The organism is Paenibacillus sp. y28, assembly GCF_037137075.1.
GTDB lineage: Bacteria > Bacillota > Bacilli > Paenibacillales > NBRC-103111 > JBBBNV01.
Window position 1 is genome coordinate 1 of sequence record NZ_JBBBNV010000015.1, and the last position, 19,612, is coordinate 19,612.

General features: G+C 54.2%; 17 protein-coding genes. 14 read left to right on the plus strand and 3 right to left on the minus strand.

Annotated features, from left to right (window positions below; genetic code table 11):
* The coding region (locus WBG83_RS13220; RefSeq protein ID WP_336745553.1) for a hypothetical protein at positions 1–364 on the plus strand (364 nt) is incomplete at its 5' end.
* 93 nt (positions 365–457) lie between these two features.
* Here the strand turns inward: WBG83_RS13220 and WBG83_RS13225 are convergent.
* Complete coding sequence (locus tag WBG83_RS13225; protein WP_336745554.1) at positions 458–2,260, minus strand: putative bifunctional diguanylate cyclase/phosphodiesterase; 1,803 nt, start codon at positions 2,258–2,260, stop codon at positions 458–460.
* Between the two features lie 152 nt (positions 2,261–2,412).
* On the opposite strand from WBG83_RS13225, the gene WBG83_RS13230 reads away from it, so the two are divergent.
* From WBG83_RS13230 to WBG83_RS13260, 7 genes are all read left to right on the plus strand, one after another.
* Positions 2,413–4,407 (plus strand): stalk domain-containing protein, encoded by a 1,995-nt coding sequence (locus WBG83_RS13230; protein ID WP_336745555.1) that lies wholly within the window; start codon positions 2,413–2,415, stop codon positions 4,405–4,407.
* Positions 4,408–4,555: 148 nt separating this feature from the next.
* Positions 4,556–4,804: a hypothetical protein gene (locus WBG83_RS13235; RefSeq protein ID WP_336745556.1), complete on the plus strand. Its 249-nt coding sequence runs from the start codon at positions 4,556–4,558 to the stop codon at positions 4,802–4,804.
* 763 nt (positions 4,805–5,567) lie between these two features.
* Positions 5,568–6,917, plus strand: coding sequence for an FAD-binding oxidoreductase (locus WBG83_RS13240; protein ID WP_336745557.1), 1,350 nt, complete (start codon positions 5,568–5,570; stop codon positions 6,915–6,917).
* Positions 6,918–7,089: 172 nt separating this feature from the next.
* Positions 7,090–8,529 carry a transposase gene (locus tag WBG83_RS13245; RefSeq protein ID WP_336745558.1) on the plus strand — a complete coding sequence of 480 codons (1,440 nt, stop codon included), beginning with the start codon at positions 7,090–7,092 and terminating at the stop codon, positions 8,527–8,529.
* A 116-nt stretch (positions 8,530–8,645) separates the two neighbouring features.
* Positions 8,646–9,638, plus strand: coding sequence for an ABC transporter substrate-binding protein (locus WBG83_RS13250; protein WP_336745559.1), 993 nt, complete (start codon positions 8,646–8,648; stop codon positions 9,636–9,638).
* Entirely contained in the window at positions 9,635–10,696 is a 1,062-nt protein-coding gene (locus WBG83_RS13255) for a FecCD family ABC transporter permease (RefSeq protein WP_336745561.1), read from the plus strand. Before WBG83_RS13250 ends, WBG83_RS13255 begins: the two co-directional genes overlap by 4 nt.
* Complete coding sequence (locus WBG83_RS13260) at positions 10,693–11,721, plus strand: FecCD family ABC transporter permease (protein WP_336745563.1); 1,029 nt, start codon at positions 10,693–10,695, stop codon at positions 11,719–11,721. Before WBG83_RS13255 ends, WBG83_RS13260 begins: the two co-directional genes overlap by 4 nt.
* A gap of 149 nt (positions 11,722–11,870) precedes the next feature.
* Here the strand turns inward: WBG83_RS13260 and WBG83_RS13265 are convergent, their stop codons facing one another.
* Complete coding sequence (locus WBG83_RS13265) at positions 11,871–13,793, minus strand: FAD-dependent oxidoreductase (RefSeq protein ID WP_336745564.1); 1,923 nt, start codon at positions 13,791–13,793, stop codon at positions 11,871–11,873.
* Positions 13,794–14,298: 505 nt separating this feature from the next.
* On the opposite strand from WBG83_RS13265, the gene WBG83_RS13270 reads away from it, so the two are divergent.
* From WBG83_RS13270 to WBG83_RS13295, 6 genes are all read left to right on the plus strand, one after another.
* Positions 14,299–14,661 (plus strand): histidine triad nucleotide-binding protein, encoded by a 363-nt coding sequence (locus tag WBG83_RS13270; protein WP_336745565.1) that lies wholly within the window; start codon positions 14,299–14,301, stop codon positions 14,659–14,661.
* Positions 14,662–14,896: 235 nt separating this feature from the next.
* A complete protein-coding gene (gene rpsU / locus WBG83_RS13275) occupies positions 14,897–15,070 on the plus strand; it encodes a 30S ribosomal protein S21 (RefSeq protein ID WP_336745566.1) in 174 nt (57 codons plus the stop codon).
* A 15-nt stretch (positions 15,071–15,085) separates the two neighbouring features.
* Complete coding sequence (locus WBG83_RS13280) at positions 15,086–15,529, plus strand: GatB/YqeY domain-containing protein (RefSeq protein WP_336745568.1); 444 nt, start codon at positions 15,086–15,088, stop codon at positions 15,527–15,529.
* 137 nt (positions 15,530–15,666) lie between these two features.
* Positions 15,667–17,112 (plus strand): NfeD family protein, encoded by a 1,446-nt coding sequence (locus WBG83_RS13285; protein ID WP_336745569.1) that lies wholly within the window; start codon positions 15,667–15,669, stop codon positions 17,110–17,112.
* Between the two features lie 51 nt (positions 17,113–17,163).
* On the plus strand, positions 17,164–18,153 hold the full coding sequence (gene floA / locus WBG83_RS13290) for a flotillin-like protein FloA (protein ID WP_336745570.1): 990 nt from the start codon (positions 17,164–17,166) through the stop codon (positions 18,151–18,153).
* A 3-nt stretch (positions 18,154–18,156) separates the two neighbouring features.
* On the plus strand, positions 18,157–18,663 hold the full coding sequence (locus WBG83_RS13295; RefSeq protein WP_336745572.1) for a hypothetical protein: 507 nt from the start codon (positions 18,157–18,159) through the stop codon (positions 18,661–18,663).
* Between the two features lie 177 nt (positions 18,664–18,840).
* On the opposite strand, the gene WBG83_RS13300 is transcribed toward WBG83_RS13295, so the two are convergent.
* A complete protein-coding gene (locus tag WBG83_RS13300) occupies positions 18,841–19,590 on the minus strand; it encodes a YheC/YheD family protein (protein ID WP_336745573.1) in 750 nt (249 codons plus the stop codon).
* Positions 19,591–19,612 lie beyond the last annotated feature (22 nt).

Below are 19,612 nucleotides of genomic sequence, written 5' to 3' on the forward strand. Positions count from 1 at the left end.
TATGTTCATCAAGTGTAACATAACCCTTGGTAAGATTGCCCTATTACCGTTGGAACTTTTGCGGAATCAAGCACTAGTCTATCGAAAAGCCAATCTACAGGGTACAGCGATCCAACCTGCTGCTCCGGGTGACAACATCCTCGCAAAAAAAGAAGCTTCCATCCCCTTGAACGAGATGCGTCTCTTCGAGTTAACCGGTTTATGGCCTAAACTAGTTTGCTGGAAGGCGGCATATCAAATCGAGGTCTGGAAGCTTCTTCGTTTAAGGGGGATGAGGGACAAACAAAGTACCCGGCCTCATTCCGCCTGCGCCTCTTTCGCACTGCACGAAGCACGCAGCACGAAGTGGGCGGTATTTAGCTGACGGCGATCGGCTGGACCACATGCAGGGCTGGTCAGCGAGCGTCATGCGGTGACAGGCGATGAAACCGCCGTCGAGAAATAGCGTTTCGGTGTGCTATAGAATAAGGTTTTCGCCGCTTAACTGCAGCTCCATCCATTTTTCAATCGTTTCCGCAGGCATTGGTTTGCCGAACAAATAACCCTGAATCTCGTTACACCCGATTTCCTGAAGCAGCATGAACTGGCGCTGGGTTTCGACCCCTTCGGCGGTGACCCTCAGCTTCAGGTGGCTCGCCAAGGCGACAATGGCCGATACGATCGCCACATCGTCGGAATCCTTCTGGGACAGGCCGCTGACAAAGGAACGGTCGATTTTGAGCGCATCGATAGGCAGCTTCTTCAAGTAGCTTAGGGAGGAATAGCCGGTTCCGAAATCGTCAATGGAAATACTGACGCCGGTTTCCTTCAGCATGTTGAGCATCAGGATGTTCAAGTGAATGTTGTGCATTGCCGCGCCTTCGGTAATTTCCAGCTCCAGCCGATGGGGCTTTAGCCCGCTCTTATGCAGGACGTTCTCAATCATTTCCGGCAAATTCTGCTGCTGGAACTGGCGTGGCGATAAATTCACGCTTACTCGAAGGGGTGGGAGGCCCATTTTTTCCCATTTGCATACCTGCTCGCAAGCGGCTTTCAAAATCAGTTCGCCAATCGGGATAATGAGTCCGGTTTCCTCAGCGAGTGGAATGAAATCGTTCGGCATAATGAGTCCCTGCTCGGGATGAACCCAGCGGGCGAGCGCCTCTACACAAACGATTTGCTCCGTCATGGAATCCACGCGCGGCTGGTAGTACACGACGAATTCTTTTTTTTCAATGGCTTTGCGCAGCATCGTTTCCATCGTAATACGCTCGATATTGAGCGTTCCGGTAACCTTGGTGTAGAACTGATAATTGTTTCGTCCGGCTTCTTTGGCTTTATACAAAGCGGCATCCGCATGCTTGAGCAGCTCATGGGAGGTTGTGCCGTCCTGAGGGCACAGGGCGATGCCGATGCTGCACGTGACATAAATATCCTGCCCCTCTACCTGAACCGGTTCCTGGAGCTCGTGTATGAGTGCTTCGGCCGTGCGGGCCGCATCGGATTGATCATCTATACCGGGCAGGATAATGGTGAATTCGTCCCCGCCCATACGTGCCAGGATGGCTTTGCCGGGAATCGCCTGCTTGAGCCGATGGGATACTTGTTTAAGCAGCTTGTCCCCGGCGGTGTGGCCCATTGTGTCGTTCACATATTTGAATTGGTCCAAATCGACAAAAATAACGGCCAGCTTCCCCCGCTTCCGTCGAAGGCGTTCCAGCGCATGGTCCAGCTGCTGGCGGTACTGCTCGCGGTTGGGCAGGGAGGTCAGATGATCGTAGAGCGCCATTCGTTTCATTAAGGAAAAATTTTGCCCCAAAAACACGATGCACATCAGCATGCCAACAGCCAGCATCAGCGTCTGTCCGGTAAAAAAACCGGTGCTGGGCTGGGTGAGATGGTACAGCATCACATCGCCAAGGGACAGCAGGAAATACCAGCCCGCCTGCCTTGGGCCTAGCTCCGACACATAAAAAGGTAACAGGAAAATAACGATCCAGACCGGGCTTGTCGGGGCGGTCGACCAATCGGGAATGACAAAAACAAGCGCCAATAGAAAAAAATCGGAGACCCATAACGGCCAGGCGGAGCGTTCTTCCATACGGTATTTGACAGCAGGCTGTTGCTGAGCCGCGCTCATCAGCAGGATGGTCCAGCCAAGGCTGACCGCTGTGAGCAATAGTAAAACAGGCTGTCGGGTACCGGCGAAAAAAAACAGAAGCAGTACGGCCGGCAGGAACAAATGACAGGCGGCAAAAAGCCGCGTCGGCCTTAAAATCATTTCATGCACCTCGGCAGCTAAGTATTGGCAGCGATTTTTCCAGAAAAAAACTACTTCCTCTGTTTTTAGTAGTATATAATACTTTCAAAACTGATTCTATAAAAATATATTTTGCGACAAAAATCTACAGCGTTCCGAAAGGGGTTCCTTATTTGATTACGAGCCATTCATTCCTTCATGCTGCCAAACGTCTTGCAGCTGGCAGAGCAAGCAAAAAAGCAGCCTGCATCCTTAGCGCGGTGGTGCTGTGCGCAGGATTGCTGCAGTCCTTCGCCCCTGCGCCGGCTTCGGCGGAGGAGAATATCTGGATTACCGCGCAGCGCGCGCAGGCGGCGGTAGATCGCGGCGATGCTGCAGCGGCGGTGCCGATTTGGAGGGAGCTGGTTGACCGGTTCTCCGCAGGAGGAGATTGGGAAAGCGCGGCGATTTACTGCGGCCGGCTCAATGAATATTTCGATGCCGCGAATCAGTACGAGCAGGCGATCTATTATTATGAGCTGGAGGATTATTATTGGCGGCAGCTGGGCAAGGATTGGGGAGCTATAGACGTGATGCGGGCCGATCAGCTGCGGACCACACTCGACCTGTATATATCCAGCGGGGATGAGCAGGCATCTGTCCGAAGAGCTTCCTCCGCCAGCGGCCAGCTGGCCAAATATGAACCGGCCTACGGGGCATATATCGGTATTTATTCGGAGCAGGACCCGGCGATGAACAACAACTTCGTCAAATCCAAAGACATTTACGGGAAAAATCATGCCATCTATTTGGCTTACTCCGGACTTGAAAATAAATTTCCCGGGCAATATGCTGTCCGGGCCAAAGAAGCGGGCGGAGCGCTGCAAATTGCGCTGGAGCCGCGCCAGGGCTTGGATGCTGTTGTGGACGGAGAGCATATCAGGCAGTGGGCAAGAGATGCCAAGGCGGCGGGAATTCCTATTTTTCTGCGCTTTGCCTGTGAGATGAACGGCAATTGGACGGTTTGGTCAGGCGATCCGGACAAATTTATTGAGAAATTCCGGCTTGTGCATGACATTATGGCGGAGGAAGCGCCGAATGTAGCCATGGTGTGGAGCCCGAACGATGTGCCCAAATATTCCATGGACCCGTATTATCCCGGTGATGAATACGTAGATTGGGTCGGCATTAGCCTGTATACGGAGCCTTATGAGAACGGCGACCCGTCTCTTCCGATGCTGGCCACCAGTCCGGTGGAGCGGCTGGACGAGCTGTACCGGCTGTATGCCGACCGCAAGCCGCTTATGATTAGTGAAACGGCGGTATCCCATTATGCCCATGCGGCAGGACAATCCGTCACCGATTGGGCGCTGCTGAACCTGCAGCGGCTGTATGAAGTGATGCCGAAGAAGTATCCGCGCCTGAAGGCCATTACGTATTTCAACGTCGATTTACAGGATCGGGAATCCAGGAACGATTACCTGCTGAGCGACAATCCCGAGATGTTTGATTTGTACAAGCGGATGATTGCAAGTCCTTACTTTCTGAGCAGTGTGCAGCAGGGGGCCAGACCGGCGGACGGCATCGGCTATACGCCGCTGGAGGAGAATGGGGCCTTCGCGCGGAAGGCCCGCATCGTCCCGTTTGCGAAGCACCCGGGGGTCGGAATCAGCAGGATCGATTATGTGCTCAACGGCGAGGTCATTGCTGAGGCGCGCAAGGCGCCGTTTGATGTAACGTTGACCGCGGGGCAGGTACCGGAGGGCTCCGTACTGGAGGCGATCGTCTATGACGACTCCGGAAATGCGGCGGCAAGACGTGTGTTCGGGATTAGCTCGCAGGTGTCGGTTTCGATTGACGGCAAGCTGCAGCGCTTCGAGCAGCCGCCGGTAATTGTTGAAGGCAATACGCTTGCCCCGCTGCGGGCCATATTCGAGGCCATGGGGGCCTCCGTTGATTGGGATGCAGACACTCAAACGGCATCAGGCAGGAAAAGCGGAACGGAGATCAAGCTGTCCATTGGGGAAACGGTTGTGCGGAAAAACGGCCAAAGCAGTACCCTGGAGCAGCCGGCGCAGCTCATAAATGGGTTTACCATGGCTCCGGTCCGATTTGTGGGCGAGGCTTTCGGAGGACAGGTGTCCTACGACAAATCGACCCGTACGGTTGAAATTACGGCATCCAAGTAATGTCCAGGAGCTGACGGGATCGGCGGCACCGGACAAGAGGCGGGCGGATGCACTTGCTTTTTTTGCAGCGGGACGGCCATAGCCTATACCTGGCCGGGTAGTTGACCATATCCTATCATGTAACGGCATGAAGGAGGCTGAGAAGCAAGTGGTCAAGGAACAGGCTTATGCGTTGAGCAGAATGTACATGCACCGCCCTGTTCGGGTGCATACGAGTTACGGGCATTTGTTTGATGGTATCATAGTTGGTGTAGACAGCGAGTATGTGTATATGAAAATGCGGCCGCAGCCGTACCGGGCCCCGTTTTTTCCGGGGTATCCGTATGCTTACAATCCGAATAATGATATATTGACATTATCGTTATTCACACTGCTTGCCATTTACTTGACGATGTAGTCTGCACAAAATTTTGCGCCGTGCAAAGCTCCCGGCTTGCGGTTAGTGCTGTGTGGCGACATGTGGTCGACCGACCGCCGTCATGCGGCGAAACACCGCGCGCTGGGAGCTGCGCGCGGTGCGGAAAGGGCAAGCTCTGCGCGGTTTTTTTTCGAAGTGCAAGCAGCTCCGGGCTCCGGTGTGCGGTGCGTGCTGCAGGATGGCGAGGGCATACTGCTGCGTCTTTTTCCGCTGCGAGCAGCCCCCGGCGGTGCAGGGTGGCGTTGCATGACGGCGAGCAATGACATGCATAAACAAATGGACGGCGAATGACCTCGTTCATAGCTGGCCCAAACAGCCATATCCCGATGCCTTATCCCGATGCTTTATCGGGGTAAGGCTTTATTTTGCTTATGCTCCGGTCGCCGCTGCGTTGATTTTAGGTATGGCAGGGGAAGCAGGGTTGGCGTTGTGCCTCGGCTTGGGGAGGCAATGATAATCAATGACCATGAAAAGAGTAATTCTCCGATACGAATGTGTAATATATATGTTATATAATTATAGAATATTTGATTTTCATGTAAGGTTAAGGATAGTTTCAATCAGAGTAAACGCAGTCCATAGCCGTTTATGTTATATTATATAACACATATTCATTGACGAAACCAAAGCATATCGTTATAATAATGTCATAAATACTTACATTAAGGAAGCGCACAGGGCCAATTTCTCGCTAAATGAAGCAAATAGCCATCATCCGGATGAAAACAAGGGGGAACTCCAAATGGAGCAAGCGGCATGGATTGCAGAGCTGGAAAGCAGTGTGGGAGCCGGTGTGGCGGCATGGGATGCCAAGGCAGTAGATAAATATTCATCGGACTATCATTATTTTTCACCGATTTTGAAGCATGAACTGAAGGGAAGCCTTGCTGATTGCATTGCGACTCCCCGAGATGAGCAGGAGCTGGAGGCTATTCTTTCCTTTGCGGCCGAAAAGCGGATTCCGGTTACCATTCGCGGCAACGGCACGGGGAACTACGGACAGTGCATTCCGATGGACGGCGGCATCGTTTTGAATTTGGTCAAGCTGGACCGGATAGTAGAAATCGGGGACGGCTATATGCGCGTTCAAGCGGGAGCCAAGCTGGGGAAAATGGAGGCGGAAGCACGCAAAACCGGACAGGAGCTGCGCATATACCCTTCCACATATTTGACCGCTACGATTGGCGGCTATTTGAGCGGGGGCTTTGCCGGGATTGGTTCCATTCGGTGGGGGACCATTTGGGATGGTCTGGTCCGGTCCTTGTCGGTCAAAACGCTGGAGCAGAAGCCCAGGACGCTGCTGGTTGAGGGGGAGAAGGCGGTTCCTTACATTCACACCTACGGAACCATCGGGGTTTTGTCCGAGGTGGAAATTTCCATCGTCCCGCGGGTGGAATGGATGCAGTGGATCGTCACCTTTGCCGAGTTTGAAGCGGCGGCGCGGTTTGCGCTTGAAGCAGCCGAGGACGGGGAGCTGACGAAGCGGCTCGTTTCATGTCATGAATGGCCGATTCCTTCTTATTTCACCCCGTTCAAGCTCCCGGCAGGGCGTGCGGCTGTGCTGCTGGAAATGGATGAACGCTGCGAGAAGCTGCTTCTGGAGAAAGTACACGCTCATCAGGGCGAGGTCACGGTCAGGATTGACGCCGGGAAGTATCACCGGGGGCAGGGCATCTCCGATTTCTCCTTTAACCACACGACCCTGTGGGCGATAAAAAGCGATCCGTCCCTGACCTATTTGCAGGTTTCATTTCAGCGGGAGGCTTTCCTTGAGCAGATCCGCAGCGTGAAGGCCGCTTTTCCCGGCGTGGCAACGCATCTGGAATTTAACAGAAAAAATGGCAGCCTGCTCATTTCCGGCCTTCCGCTGTTTCCCTATGAAGGAAATGAGGCGCTTGGAGGTCTGATAGACTGCTACGCGAAGCACGGTGTAGGCATGGCCAATCCTCACAAATGGAAGCTGGAGGACGGCGGCCGCTCTTATCCGCACGACAAGCTGTGGGCGATTAAAAATGCAGATGACCCGCATCATCTTCTGAATACAAGGAAGCTGGGCCTGCCGGTTGATTTTCACCGGGCAAATTTAATTTGATGCTATTGTAAAGAACTGGACAGTCAAAAGTTCTTATTAAAAAATCGTAACATAGAAAAATAACCCAATCAGGCAATGGTCTGGTATCCTTAAGTTCTCACACTAAAAGGAAGGATCGCCGAGTGGGTTACAAGAAGCAGTTTACCCTATTTCCAAGCGATTGACCATACCTATGCTCAAATACTTAAATAACCTTTTACAACCTTTCCGTCCCTGCTTTTCCAGACATGCCACCTTTGAGTGGTTCGTTGTCCTGGTCCTTGGCTTTATGCTGCGCTCCGACCATCTGGGCGTCACTTCGGTGATCCGGGATCTCTCACTAAATAGCCGCTGTTACGAGACGCTGATCCACTTTTTTCGTTCGTCGGCCTGGTCCACCTCGTCGCTACGGCAGAAGTGGCTTCAGGTCGTGCGCCAGCACGCGCCGCTGCTGGTGATTCAGAATCGCGTCGTCCTTGTCGGCGATGGCATGAAACAAGCCAAGGAAGGCCGCCGGATGCCGGGGGTTAAGAAGCTCCATCAGGAATCCGAAAATGTCTCCAAAGGGGACTATATCTTTGGTCATTTGTTCGGCGCCATCGGCATTCTGGTCGGCGATTCCCGGAAGTGGTTCTGCTTGCCCCTGTTCATGAATCTACAAGACGGTATCCAAACCATTGTGGGCTGGAAGAAGTCCGCAAGCGCAGGCGAAACGCCTTCCCATGTCATTCAGATGATTGAACAAGGCTTCGAGGCGGCAAAAGGCTTCGGTCAAGCATTGCTGCTCCTGGATCGATACTTCTTGTCCGTTCCGGCCTTGGAGCGGCTGAATGCGTGCCACCTTGCTTCCGAAACCCGCATGCACCTGGTGACCAAAGCCAAATCAAACGCAGTCGCCTACGAACGTCCCGCTGCGAAGAAGCCAGGACGGGGTCGCCCGCCGAAAAAAGGTTCGGCCGTTAAACTAAAAGAACTGTTCACGACTCGCGCTGCCGATTTTCAAACCACAACCCTTCCGCTGTACGGCAAAGAAGAGACCGTTCAATTTCTGTGCCTGGATCTGCTTTGGGGCCAGGGCTTGTATCAGGAATTGCGCTTTGTGCTGGTGGTACATAAAGGCCGCTACTCCATTTTGGTCAGTACAGATCTGAGCCTGGAAGCGACAGACATCATTCGATTGTACAGTTATCGCTTCAAGATCGAGTGCGCGTTTCGGGAAATGAAACAGGTCACCTACGCCTTTGGCTACCGCTTCTGGAGCAAGTCCATGCCGAAGCTGAACCGGTTTTTGAGAAAAGAGGAAGCACATCCGCTCGAAGCCGTAACGAACGAGCAAGACCGGCAGCGCATCCAGAAAACGATTCAGGCGATCGAGGGATTCGTGATGTGCCAGTGCATTGCGATGGGACTCCTCCAACTCGTCGCCTTGCAGTTTTCAGGCCGCACCTCGGGGCTGTTTTTCCGCTATCTGCGAACGCCCTCCCATGCCGTAGTCTCAGAGGCCAGCGTCGCCGCTTATTTACGCAAGTCTATTTTTCGCTTGTTTGCCCAAAATCCTCACTTATCTATAACGAAAATAATTAAATCCAAGCAGGAAAACACCGCTGTGGAGCGCGATTCGCTGGTTTCTTAGAGGTGTAGAACTTTTGACTGTCCAGTAAAGAAAATGTAAAGGAATGATTGACACTCAGGGCGATGCCCCCTATAATGACGATGATTATCATTATCTACTGTGGAAGGGTGTTCTCTTTGTCAGTCACAAAACGATTCACCAAGCTTTTAAGTATGGTTACTATATCCGCGCTCATGCTCGGCGCCTGCGGCACAGCAGGAAGCATGACTCCTGCCGGCAAACAGGAAGGGGGCGCTGCGACTCCGTCCCCGGCGGCCGATGCGAAGCCGAGAACGATTGTACATGCAGCGGGTCAAACAATCGTGCCTGCTAAGGTCGAGCGGGTTGTGACGCTGACGCCTCATCTGGCGGACCACTTGTTATCCCTTGGCATGAAGCCGGTCGGGTCTGTCGTTCGCGAAGCGGGGGATTTCGAGCCTTATATCGGCGAGCAGCTCAAAGGGACGGAATCCGTAGGCCAATCCGCATCCCCCAATTTGGAGAAGGTGCTTCAGCTGAAGCCGGATTTGATTTTGGGCGAGGAGAAGAACCACTCCAAGCCTTATGAGGCATTGTCCAAAATGGCGCCGACCATTGTGTACGCCAACAAGGAAATGGAGCAGGATTGGACCCTGATTTACAAAAAGGTTGCTGAAGCTGTAGGCAAGCAGGATTTGGCCGAAGCCAAGCTGAAGGAATTTGACGCCAAGACGAAGGGGCTTAAGGAGAAGCTGACAGCCAAGCTTGGCAATGAGACGGTTGTCTTTTTCAAGGTAACGGATAAGGATACACGCGTAATGGGCAGCAAAAGCTCTCTCGGCAAGATCGCCTATGAGCAGCTGGGGCTGAAATATCCTGCAGGTCTGCCGGAGGAAGAGGGCGAAATCAAGCTTGCGCTGGAGAAGCTGCCGGAGATTAATCCGGACTACATCTTCCTGCTGGATGTGAACGTGCCCGACTATGCGGACAAGCTGAACGAAGCCTTGGAAACGCCGATTTGGAAAAGCCTGAAGGCCGTTCAAAACAACCATGTTTACAAAAAGCCGCTGCGCGCAACGAAAACCGGCTTCGGTCTGGTAATGCATAACATTTTTGTCGACGAGATTCAAAAGGAACTGCTGGGTCAATGAGCCGCCGTCTGGAACGAGGCTCACAAGTGCCCGGAGCGGTGCATAAAAAAAGAAGGCTGAGCCCTTCTTTTTTTATTGGGCTGCTTGCAGCGGGGATTGTCGCAGGGACACTGCTGTCCATTGCAACAGGGTCCGCTAATATTAGCCTGCAGACGGTGCTGGATGCGTTTGTGCGCTATGATGCCGGATCCGTGCAGCACTATACGGTGCTTTCGGTGCGGCTGCCCCGGGCGATCCTTGCGCTGCTGGTCGGTGGCAGCTTGGCCGCCGCCGGAGCGATTATGCAGGGAATGACCCGGAATCCGCTGGCCAGTCCAAGCATCATGGGCGTATCTGCGGGCTCCAGCTTCGCAGTGGTGGCGGCATTCGCATTTTGGCCTTTTTTGTCGTACCACCAAGTAATTGCGGTCTCGCTTGCCGGGGCAGCTGCGGCAACGCTTCTTGTGTATGGCGCCGGAACATTGGCCTCATTAAGCTCGGCCGGTCCGCGTGCACATGTGAAGCTGGCATTGGCCGGGGCGGCTGTCAGCGCCTTGCTGGGCGCGATGTCTCACGGCATTCAGCTTTATTACGGGCTGGCTCAGGATGTCATGCTTTGGTATGCGGCGGGTCTTGCCGGAGTGAAATGGGTGGACGTGGTGACGGTGCTGCCGTGGGTCTGCTCGGGACTGGCGGCTGCCGGCTTTTTATCTGGAAGCATTACGCTGCTTGCTCTGGGCGAGGATGTTGCGGCAGGTCTGGGGCAGCGTGTGAAGCGCGTGAAGCTGCTCGGCGCGCTGACCGTATTCGTTCTGACGGGGGCCGCTGTCGCTGTAGCCGGTCCAATCGGATTCATCGGCCTCATCATCCCGCATTTGACCCGCTTTCTGATTGGCGTGGATTACCGCATAGTCATTCCGTGCTCGGCGCTGCTGGGCGGGTGGCTCCTGCTTATGGCGGATACTGTCTCCCGGATGGTGAATCCGCCCCAGGAAACGCCTGTCGGCATTATAACCGCCTTGCTCGGTGTCCCGTTCTTCTTGTATCTGGCTAGAAAAGAAGGGAGAGGAAGCCTATGAAGCCGGACGTAAATGACGGAAAGCCCCGGACGGCAGCCCGGAATGTCCGGTTGTTCATCATCCTGACGGGTCTTGTTGTCGCGATGATGCTGGTCAGCTTGAACTCCGGTTTAATCCGGCTCGATCCGCTAGAGGTGATTCGGACCTTACTGGGCGGCGGGACGAAGGAATCGGCTATCGTTTTGTATGACATCCGGCTGCCCCGGATCGTACTGTCCGTGCTGGTCGGGGCCGGCTTTGCCGTGGCGGGCTCGATTTTGCAGGGAGTATCGCAGAATGCGCTGGCAGACCCCGGAATTCTTGGCATCAACGCGGGGGCGGGGCTGGCGGTGGTGCTGTACATCGTGCTTTTTTATGGGAAAATTCAATATGCTCCCGTCTTCGCGCTTCCTCTTGCAGCTTTCCTGGGCGCGGCAGCCGCCGCCGCATTTGTGTTTATATTGGCGTACAAGCAGGGGAAAATATCGCCGGTCCGGCTGGTGCTGGTCGGCATTGCTGCGGGGGCGGGCATCAGCGCCGCCATGCTGTTTCTGACCTACCGGATGAACGCCTATAACTATGAATTTGTAAAAATATGGCTATCTGGAAGCGTATGGGGCACAAATTGGAGCTATGTGCTGGCGGCGCTGGCTTGGGTGGCTGTGCTTGTGCCCTATGCCATTTTTAAAGCCGGAAGGCTCAATTTGTTGAATTTGGGGGAAGAAGTGGCGGCCGGTATCGGCGTCGGAGTCCAGCGGGAGCGGCTGAAGCTGATGACAGCGGCAGTAGGCCTGGCGGGAAGCTGTGTCGCTGTCGCAGGCAGCATCGGATTCGTCGGCCTGCTTGGTCCTCATATCGCCCGCCGCGTTGCAGGAGCCAACTACCGGCTGGCGCTTCCGGCCTCTGCGTTCATCGGCTCCATCCTGGTGCTCGCGGCGGACACTATCGGCCGTATCATTGTCCAGCCGGTGGAGATTCCGGCCGGTATTGTTGTTGCGGGTGTCGGGGCGCCGTACTTCCTGTATTTGCTGCTGAAGCAGAAGTAGGCACCGCATTCCATATGGATAGAAGGAAAAGATAAGCCGGCAGAGATCGGAACAAGCCCCAAACTTTAAACAAACAGGAGTAGGAACGGCGGCGTCCCCGCGTTCTTACTCCTGTTTGTTTAAGCTATGAATGTGACGCTTGCGTTTGCCTACACGCCGCTGCCGACCGCTGTTTTCAGCTCCTCTAGCAGCATCTGGGCTACGCTGCGCCCGCTGGAAAATGCGCGTTCCGCCAGCTCGCCTTTGCCTTCGCAGCCATCGCCGCAGAAATAGAACGGCACGTTCTCTATCCGGCAGGGCAGCAGCTTGTTGGTGACGACGTTTTTCACGCTGGATACCATCGCTTTCTTGGACACCCGTTTCACCGCAGTACAGTCGCGCCAGCCGGGATAATATTGATCGAACATGGCTTCCATCTGCTTCGTTTTCGTATCCAGATACGCCTTGCGCTCATCCTCGCTCTCGAAGTCGTCCTTCAGATACGCGATGCCCTGCAGCAATTGTCCGCCTTCCGGCACCAGGGTATGGTCTGTGGCGGAAACATCGCTGATGAACATTTTGTTGGCCATCTCGCTAATGTAACTGAACGGACGCGCGACAACACGCTCCAGACCGACGTCGTACACCATGACCTCGGTGGCCGAATTGTCTTCATAATCGGCCATGAACGGCTCCCATGCCGTCCCGCGGAGCAGCTTGACGACCTGCTGGACCGGCATGGCAAAAATAACGCGATCAAACGTCATTTCGCGGGTTTTGGTTTTCAGCACATACTTGCGGTCGGCATAGCGGATTTCCTCCACGCCTTCCTGCAGGGCGATTTCCCAGCGGCCTGTCGACTCCATTTTTTGACGGAGCTGATTGGTAATAACGGCCCAGCTGCCCAATATATAATTGACCGGGCGATTGGACAGGAACAGGTTGTGATAGTATTCGCTGATCACCGCGCCGGAAACCTTGCGCGCATCCTCGGGCGAAATAAAGAAGTTCGAACAGACCAGATGCTCCCATAGCTCTTTGACGTCCTCGTCGGCATTGGAGGCGGCCAGGAATTCACCGAGGGTGTGATAGTTTTTGAGCTGATGAATATTGGCGATGATGGCCGTGATCTCGCCGACAAAACGCATTTTCTGCAGCGGACTGAGCAGCTCGGTCTTCATGAAGTTGACGAAATCCAGCGGCGCCTGCGTCAGGTGATCGTGCTTGGCGTACATCACGCGGCGTTTATCCACCTGCTTGCTGCTGAAGGAGAGGCCCAGCTCCCGCTCCAGCTGTCCGATCGTGTGCCGGTCAATGCCATAGATGGCATGGGCCCCGTAGTTCAGGGTGAAGCCGGCCTTCTCATATGTAAAAGCGCGTCCCCCCAGCTGCGGGCTCCGTTCAAAAAGCACACCTTCAACACCCGAGGCCTCCGATAAGTAGGCGGCAGCGGTCAAACCGGCCAGACCGCCGCCGATAATAGCAATTTTCATGGTTGTTTTCTCCTTCGCTTGCGGTTCAACGGTCAGGCCTTCGTACGGAACGCTGGAGCGTCCCCCGGCCCAAGCGCCCGCCAGATTGTGAGTCAGCATTGCGGACAAGTCGGCATCTTCAATCATGCACCACCGCATGATGGTTCCGTAATAGACGGACAGCAGCAGCTCGGCTTTGCCGCCATCAGGGAGCCAGTGAATAATGCAGCGGTACAGGCGAGTCATTTCATCCTGTTGAATCCGGTAGAGCATGTCGTTTTGCAAACTCAGGGCGGTCAAGCTGCGGATAAGCCGCGGATGCCCGGCGATATTAGACGCAAGGTCTAATAAAAGGCGGTTAATAAACCCTTCCACCGATTGAACCTGAGACGGCGGCATTTTGCTCCATTGCTCAATGCGCTCGATCTGCTGATGACTGACTTCGGCGATAATGTCTTCCTTGCTTTTGAAATAATGATAAAAGGTTCCTTTGGAAGTGCCGGTAATGGTAATGATTTCGTCCACGGACACATGCTCGTAGCCTTTGTCGACGAACAGCCGGAGGGCCGTATCGGCGACAAATTGCTTTTTCCTTCGGGTGGCGTCACGCATATAATTCATCAGGAAACCACGCTCCTTCCGTTATTATATGCCAATATTAGACTGGTGGTCTAGATTTGTTTCGGGAAAAATATGGGCCGCATTCGCCTATTTCTTGGGGCAGGAGCAGGCAAGAATAAGCCTGCCCTGAATTGCTCCTGTTTCGTCTTGAATGCTCCGCTTTTCGACACTTGGAATTTTCCTGCAATTCTGTTCTCCTGCACATGGGAAATCGCGCCGGGACCCAGTAAGCGGGCGTTTGCCCGCTTCCGACATACCGCTCGATCCAGTCGTTATCTGATATCAAATCCAGCTGGTTTTTTCGTTTGCGCGCCGTGACGGTGTGCAGGTAAACGGCAGGAGGACAGACAGGCCGCCGGCCGCTTCGCCGCATTCGCTTGAATAGGTCTATTCTGGCACAAAAGCATGCTTTTATAATCGCTGAAGTGAAAAAATGGCTTTTTGTGCCCGTTTTCGATATGATAGAGCGAAGTAAGGATATGGAAGACGGAAAGGAGGGAATGAAGTGCATAGTCCTGATTGTATTTTTTGCAAAATTATCGCCGGTACGATTCCGGGCCAGAAGGTGTTTGAGTCGGACCGGGTGCTGGCGTTCCGCGATATTGCGCCTGCTGCGCCCGTACATATTTTGATTATTCCCAAAAAACACATTCCTTCCATGAATGATCTGGCGGCGGAGGATGCCGCTGTGATAGGGGAAATCATGCTGGCCGCGCAGCAGCTTGCCAGGGAAGAAGGCATTGCGGAGTCCGGGTACCGGTTAATCAACAACTGCGGCAAGGAAGGCGGACAAGTTGTCTACCACATTCATTTTCACCTGCTTGGCGGCAGGCCGCTCGGTGAATTGCTGGCCCGTCAAGCGTTGTAGGGCGGCCGGAGAGCCGGAAAATCAGTGTCGGAGACGTACACTCGCAGCGCCAGATGCCGGTACAGGCACACTACGGGATCTTTGTTCTTACAGCTGAGGTTGACACTGCCTTTTCTGATCCCCTATAATGTAGGTTAATGAGCATTGTTGACAACCGCTATGCTTTCAAGTTATGATAGCGGATGGTAACATGGCTACTGCCCTGGCACGGTCAGTTCGGAGGGAGGGAAAACAGGTGTCTGAAACTCGAATTCGCAAAAACGAAACGATAGATGCTGCACTTCGTCGCTTTAAGCGCTCCATCGCCAAAGACGGCGTTCTGGCTGAAGTTAAAAAGCGCAAGCACTACGAGAAGCCTAGTGTGAAGAGAAAGAAGAAGTCGGAGGCTGCTCGCAAAAGAAAGTTCTAGGAGGATTTACGGTTCATGAGCTTAAGCGAACGTTTGAATGAAGATATGAAACAAGCGATGAGAGAGCAGGATAAATTTAAACTCTCCGTTATCCGAATGGTCCGTTCTTCCATCAAGAACGTGGAGATTGACCAGCGCAGAACGCTCGACGATAATGAAGTGCTTGATATTCTAAATCGTGAAGTCAAACAGCGCAAAGACTCCCTCCAAGAATTTGAAAAGGCAGGAAGGGAAGATTTGGTAAGCGGCTTGCAACAAGAGCTTGCTATCTTGTCCGTTTATCTGCCGCAGCAACTTACCGCTGAGGAAGTGAAGACAATTGTCGAAGAGACAATTGCCGAGGTCGGTGCAGCCTCTAAGGCGGATATGGGCAAAGTGATGGGCGCCCTGATGCCGAAGGTCAAAGGCCGCGCGGACGGCAAGCTGGTGAATCAAACTGTCCAGCAGCTGCTTCCATAACAACGCAAACAAAATCCGGTCCCTTGGGGCCGGATTTTTTGCTAAATCAAGGGGATGCTCCTGCAAAAGCTGCAAATAGGAATAAAATGAAACATTCTTCCGCGCGTATCGTATAACATGGGGAAGGTGGTGCTGAGATGAGGAGCAAAATAAAGCCGTTCGTTTGCCTGTTGGCGCTGCTGGCCGTCCTGGCCTGCTTCATCCCTTTCGCTCAAGGCGGCGCTGCCGCTGCGGAGGGCGTGAAAAAAAATGACAGCACGAATGGGGAAGGCGCGCAGATCGTCTTTATTGTACCGCTCAAATCCACGATCGAGACCGGTCTGGAGCGGTTTTTGCACAGGGCTTTTGCCGAGGCGGAGAAGGCGCGCGCAGGTCAGATTATTCTTGAAATGAATACGCTGGGCGGACGCATTGATTCGGCGCTTGGAATCGGGGATTTAATCAAAAGCAGTCCGGTTCCCGTAACCGTATTCATTCGAGGGGAAGCGATTTCAGCCGGGAGCTACATCGCCTTGAACGCCTCGCGCATCGTCATGGAGCCCGGAAGCACTATCGGCGCGGCATCCGTGGTAGATATCGCCGGCAATGAAATCGAAAAGGCGAAAACGGTATCCGTATGGTCTGGCAACATGCAGTCGGCGGCGGAAATGCACGGCCGGAACAAGAAAATTGCCGAGAAAATGGTCGACAAAACGATGGAGCTGACACTGCCGGAAATCGGGAAAACCTATGCGCAGGGACAGCTGTTGACCTTGACGGCCGAGGAAGCGCTTAAGGTCGGCTATGCAGAGCAGGTGCTGAGTACCCGCGGCCAGGTGCTGGAATACATCGGCAAAGGCCACGAAACACAGGTGATTGAATTTAATCCGAGCGTGGCCGAGCGACTCGCGCGGGTGATGACAGATCCTTGGGTGTCCACAATACTGCTGCTTATCGGTATCGTCGGTATCGCCCTGGAGCTTTTTATTCCGGGCTTCGGCTTGCCGGGCATGATCGGAATTGCCGGCTTTGGCTTGTATTTTTTCGGACACTATATTGCCGGCTTTGCGGGGGTGGAGCATATGGTATTGTTCATTGCGGGCATCGTGCTGCTCATTGCTGAAATATTCGTGCCCAGCTTTGGAATTTTGGGTCTCCTTGGCGGAGCGGCGCTCGTAAGCGGCATCGTTCTGGCCGCTTACGATACCAGCGATGCGATGCTGAATCTCGGAATCGCCGCATTGTTTGCGATTATCATCGTGGGTGTGTGCTTGAAGGTGTTTAAGCGCAGGGGCATATGGAATAAGCTTGTGCTGAAGGAGAAGCTGACGAGCGAGGAAGGGTTCGTCTCCCAGTCTTCACGGGATCATTTGTTCGGACAGCATGGACTAACCATTACTCCGCTTCGTCCGTCGGGAACGGCGGTCATCGGGCGCGAGCGTGTAGATGTGGTCACAGACGGCGAATTCATTCCTGCGGGAACTCGTGTCGGCGTTGTCAGATTGGAAGGAATCCGGGTTGTTGTCCGCTCGGCGGAGCAGGATGGGGACGAGGAAGGTGCTTTGCAGGGGCTGAGGGACGAGGGGCCTGAGCACAAAAGCTAGAAGTGCTGCAGTTGAAAGAAACCATCATGAACCAAATTGAGGAGGGTGTTTATGGAACCGATTATTTTGATTTTTGTCGTGATCGCGCTGGCTGTCGTAGTGCTGTCCGTATTTTTTAGCTTTGTGCCGGTGATGCTCTGGATTTCGGCGCTCGCTTCGGGCGTGCGCGTCGGTATTTTTACGTTGGTGGCGATGAGATTGCGCCGGGTCATCCCGAGCCGGATTGTCAATCCGCAAATCAAGGCGACCAAAGCGGGCCTCGGCTTGAATATTAATCAGCTTGAAAGCCATTACCTGGCGGGCGGCAACGTAGACCGGGTCGTTAACGCGCTGATTGCGGCCCAGCGTGCCAACATTTCTCTTGTTTTTGAACGTGCGGCAGCGATTGATTTGGCCGGCCGGGATGTTCTTCATGCCGTACAGATGAGTGTTAATCCGAAAGTGATCGAGACGCCGTGGGTAGCGGCGGTAGCGAAAAACGGAATTGAAGTGAAGGTAAAAGCCCGGGTAACGGTCCGCGCCAATATTGACCGCCTTGTCGGGGGCGCAGGGGAAGAAACCATTATTGCCCGTGTCGGCGAGGGGATTGTAACGAACGTCGGTTCCTCGGATTCCCATAAGGATGTTCTGGAAAACCCGGATTCCATCTCCCGTACAGTGCTTGGCAAAGGCCTTGATGCCGGGACAGCCTTCGAAATCTTGTCCATCGATATTGCGGATGTGGATGTAGGTAAAAATATCGGCGCGCATCTGCAGACGGAGCAGGCGGAGGCCGATAAACGCATTGCCCAGGCGAAGGCAGAAGAGCGCCGGGCAATGGCTGTAGCGCACGAGCAGGAAATGAAAGCGCGCGTTGTCGAAATGAAAGCCAAGGTCGTTGAAGCCGAATCCGAGGTGCCGCTGGCAATGGCGGATGCTCTTCGCAGCGGCAAGCTGGGAGTCATGGACTATATGAACCTGCGCAATATCGAATCCGATACGCAAATGCGCAGCTCCTTCGGCAAGCTGACCGATCCGGGTACCGATAAGGACCGGGAGTAAGCTATGCTGCAGCTGATAGATTTTATTTTTAATAACCTTGGCATGGTGATTGTTATCGCCGGCGTGCTGTTTTCTATCGTGTCCTCCATAAAAAAGAAAACGGCAGGCACAGGCGGCGGCAAAGGCGGAATGCCTCCGTTCGGCGGACCGGGCGGCGCACCGATGCAGGGGCGTCCCGCTGCCGGTTCAAAGCCGCAGACTCGTCAGCAGCAAGAGCAAGTCTCCCCGCCTGCGGAGGTGCAGCGGCCGCCGGTGCTCGAGAGCGAGCGCCCCATGATGAAGGAAGTGCAGCGGCTGTCAGAGCCAGAGAGCGAGCGTCCTGTGCCGGCAGTATCAGCAGTTTATGCAGCGCCTGAAGAGCCGCGAGAGCTTGAACGCCGGAGTAAGCCGCTATCTGCGTCAAACAGGCCTCTGGGCGCCAAGCTCCCCGAAAATGAGATTGTGCGGGGAATGATTTGGGCGGAGGTGCTAGGCCCTCCCAAGGCCAGACGAGGGCGCACACCACGTTGACACATAAGCCCGGCGGGAACGGTTGATACCGACCCTGCCGGGCTTTTTATTTTATTCAAAGGAGGACGTCAGTTGTACGGTGCGAAGTCGTGCGGCATTGCCCTCCAAGCGGCGCCTGACACGCTTATAGAAGCCGATCAGGCGGGTTATTTCCGGTTTGTCCTCCACTGCCAAGCGTTAGCGATGCAGCTTGCGCAGTGCCATTATCCGGCGGTACATCCGTTTGTCCTTGAGCTTTGCAAACGGGATGGCCTCGGGCCGCATATTGACCTCCAATATCCAGGGCCGGAGCCTTTGATCCACTGCCACATCCAGCCCAAGCTCCCAAACGCGGGAAAATGTTTTGCGGAACTCCCGGGCGGTGTTTACCCCGATCCGCCGGAGCCTTCTCATGTAACGGTGTATGTTTTTACGTCCCACATAAGGCCGCAGCAGCTTCTCAGGCATACGGCTCTTCGCTCCTTGATGACCGTTGGTTACAATTTTCCCCCGCTTGGCGGACCGGGCGACAATGCCCGGCACGACCCATTTCCGCTTCTGATTGAGCAGCACCATAATCCGCAAATCAAACGGCCCCCCGCGATGCTTCAGCATATGGATGCCTCGCTGGATGACATAGGGCTTTTTGCCCACCGATCTGGTTACTGCCTGTTTAAACCTCCGCTTGCTTTCAAACTGGTATGCGGCTGTGTTGGTTTTCAGTCTGTAGCGCGCTAGGGCATGCTTTTTTTTGATGGCCCGCATGACGCCGATTCCGTAAGACCCGTGCTCCGGCTTGATATATACCATCCCGTAGCGGCTCAGCATGCGGCTGAGCCTGCGGGGGCTGAACCGTTCGGTCCGTGGAACGTACCGGGCAACCGGGCTTTTTTTCTTCAGCAGCGCCTTTGTTTTTTTCCATTTGCTTGAGCTGTACTGTCTCTTCATTGTCATCACCGCCTTGTAGTCA

Coding starts and splice junctions, on each gene's coding strand:
- WBG83_RS13265 (WP_336745564.1), bottom strand. CDS start 13,793: ATGAATTATATGCGTGACGCCACCCGAAGGAAAAAGCAATTTGTCGCC.
- WBG83_RS13285 (WP_336745569.1), top strand. CDS start 15,667: ATGAGGAGCAAAATAAAGCCGTTCGTTTGCCTGTTGGCGCTGCTGGCC.
- WBG83_RS13300 (WP_336745573.1), bottom strand. CDS start 19,590: ATGAAGAGACAGTACAGCTCAAGCAAATGGAAAAAAACAAAGGCGCTG.
- WBG83_RS13280 (WP_336745568.1), top strand. CDS start 15,086: ATGAGCTTAAGCGAACGTTTGAATGAAGATATGAAACAAGCGATGAGA.
- WBG83_RS13245 (WP_336745558.1), top strand. CDS start 7,090: ATGCTCAAATACTTAAATAACCTTTTACAACCTTTCCGTCCCTGCTTT.
- WBG83_RS13255 (WP_336745561.1), top strand. CDS start 9,635: ATGAGCCGCCGTCTGGAACGAGGCTCACAAGTGCCCGGAGCGGTGCAT.
- floA (WP_336745570.1), top strand. CDS start 17,164: ATGGAACCGATTATTTTGATTTTTGTCGTGATCGCGCTGGCTGTCGTA.
- WBG83_RS13260 (WP_336745563.1), top strand. CDS start 10,693: ATGAAGCCGGACGTAAATGACGGAAAGCCCCGGACGGCAGCCCGGAAT.
- WBG83_RS13295 (WP_336745572.1), top strand. CDS start 18,157: ATGCTGCAGCTGATAGATTTTATTTTTAATAACCTTGGCATGGTGATT.
- WBG83_RS13240 (WP_336745557.1), top strand. CDS start 5,568: ATGGAGCAAGCGGCATGGATTGCAGAGCTGGAAAGCAGTGTGGGAGCC.
- WBG83_RS13225 (WP_336745554.1), bottom strand. CDS start 2,260: ATGATTTTAAGGCCGACGCGGCTTTTTGCCGCCTGTCATTTGTTCCTG.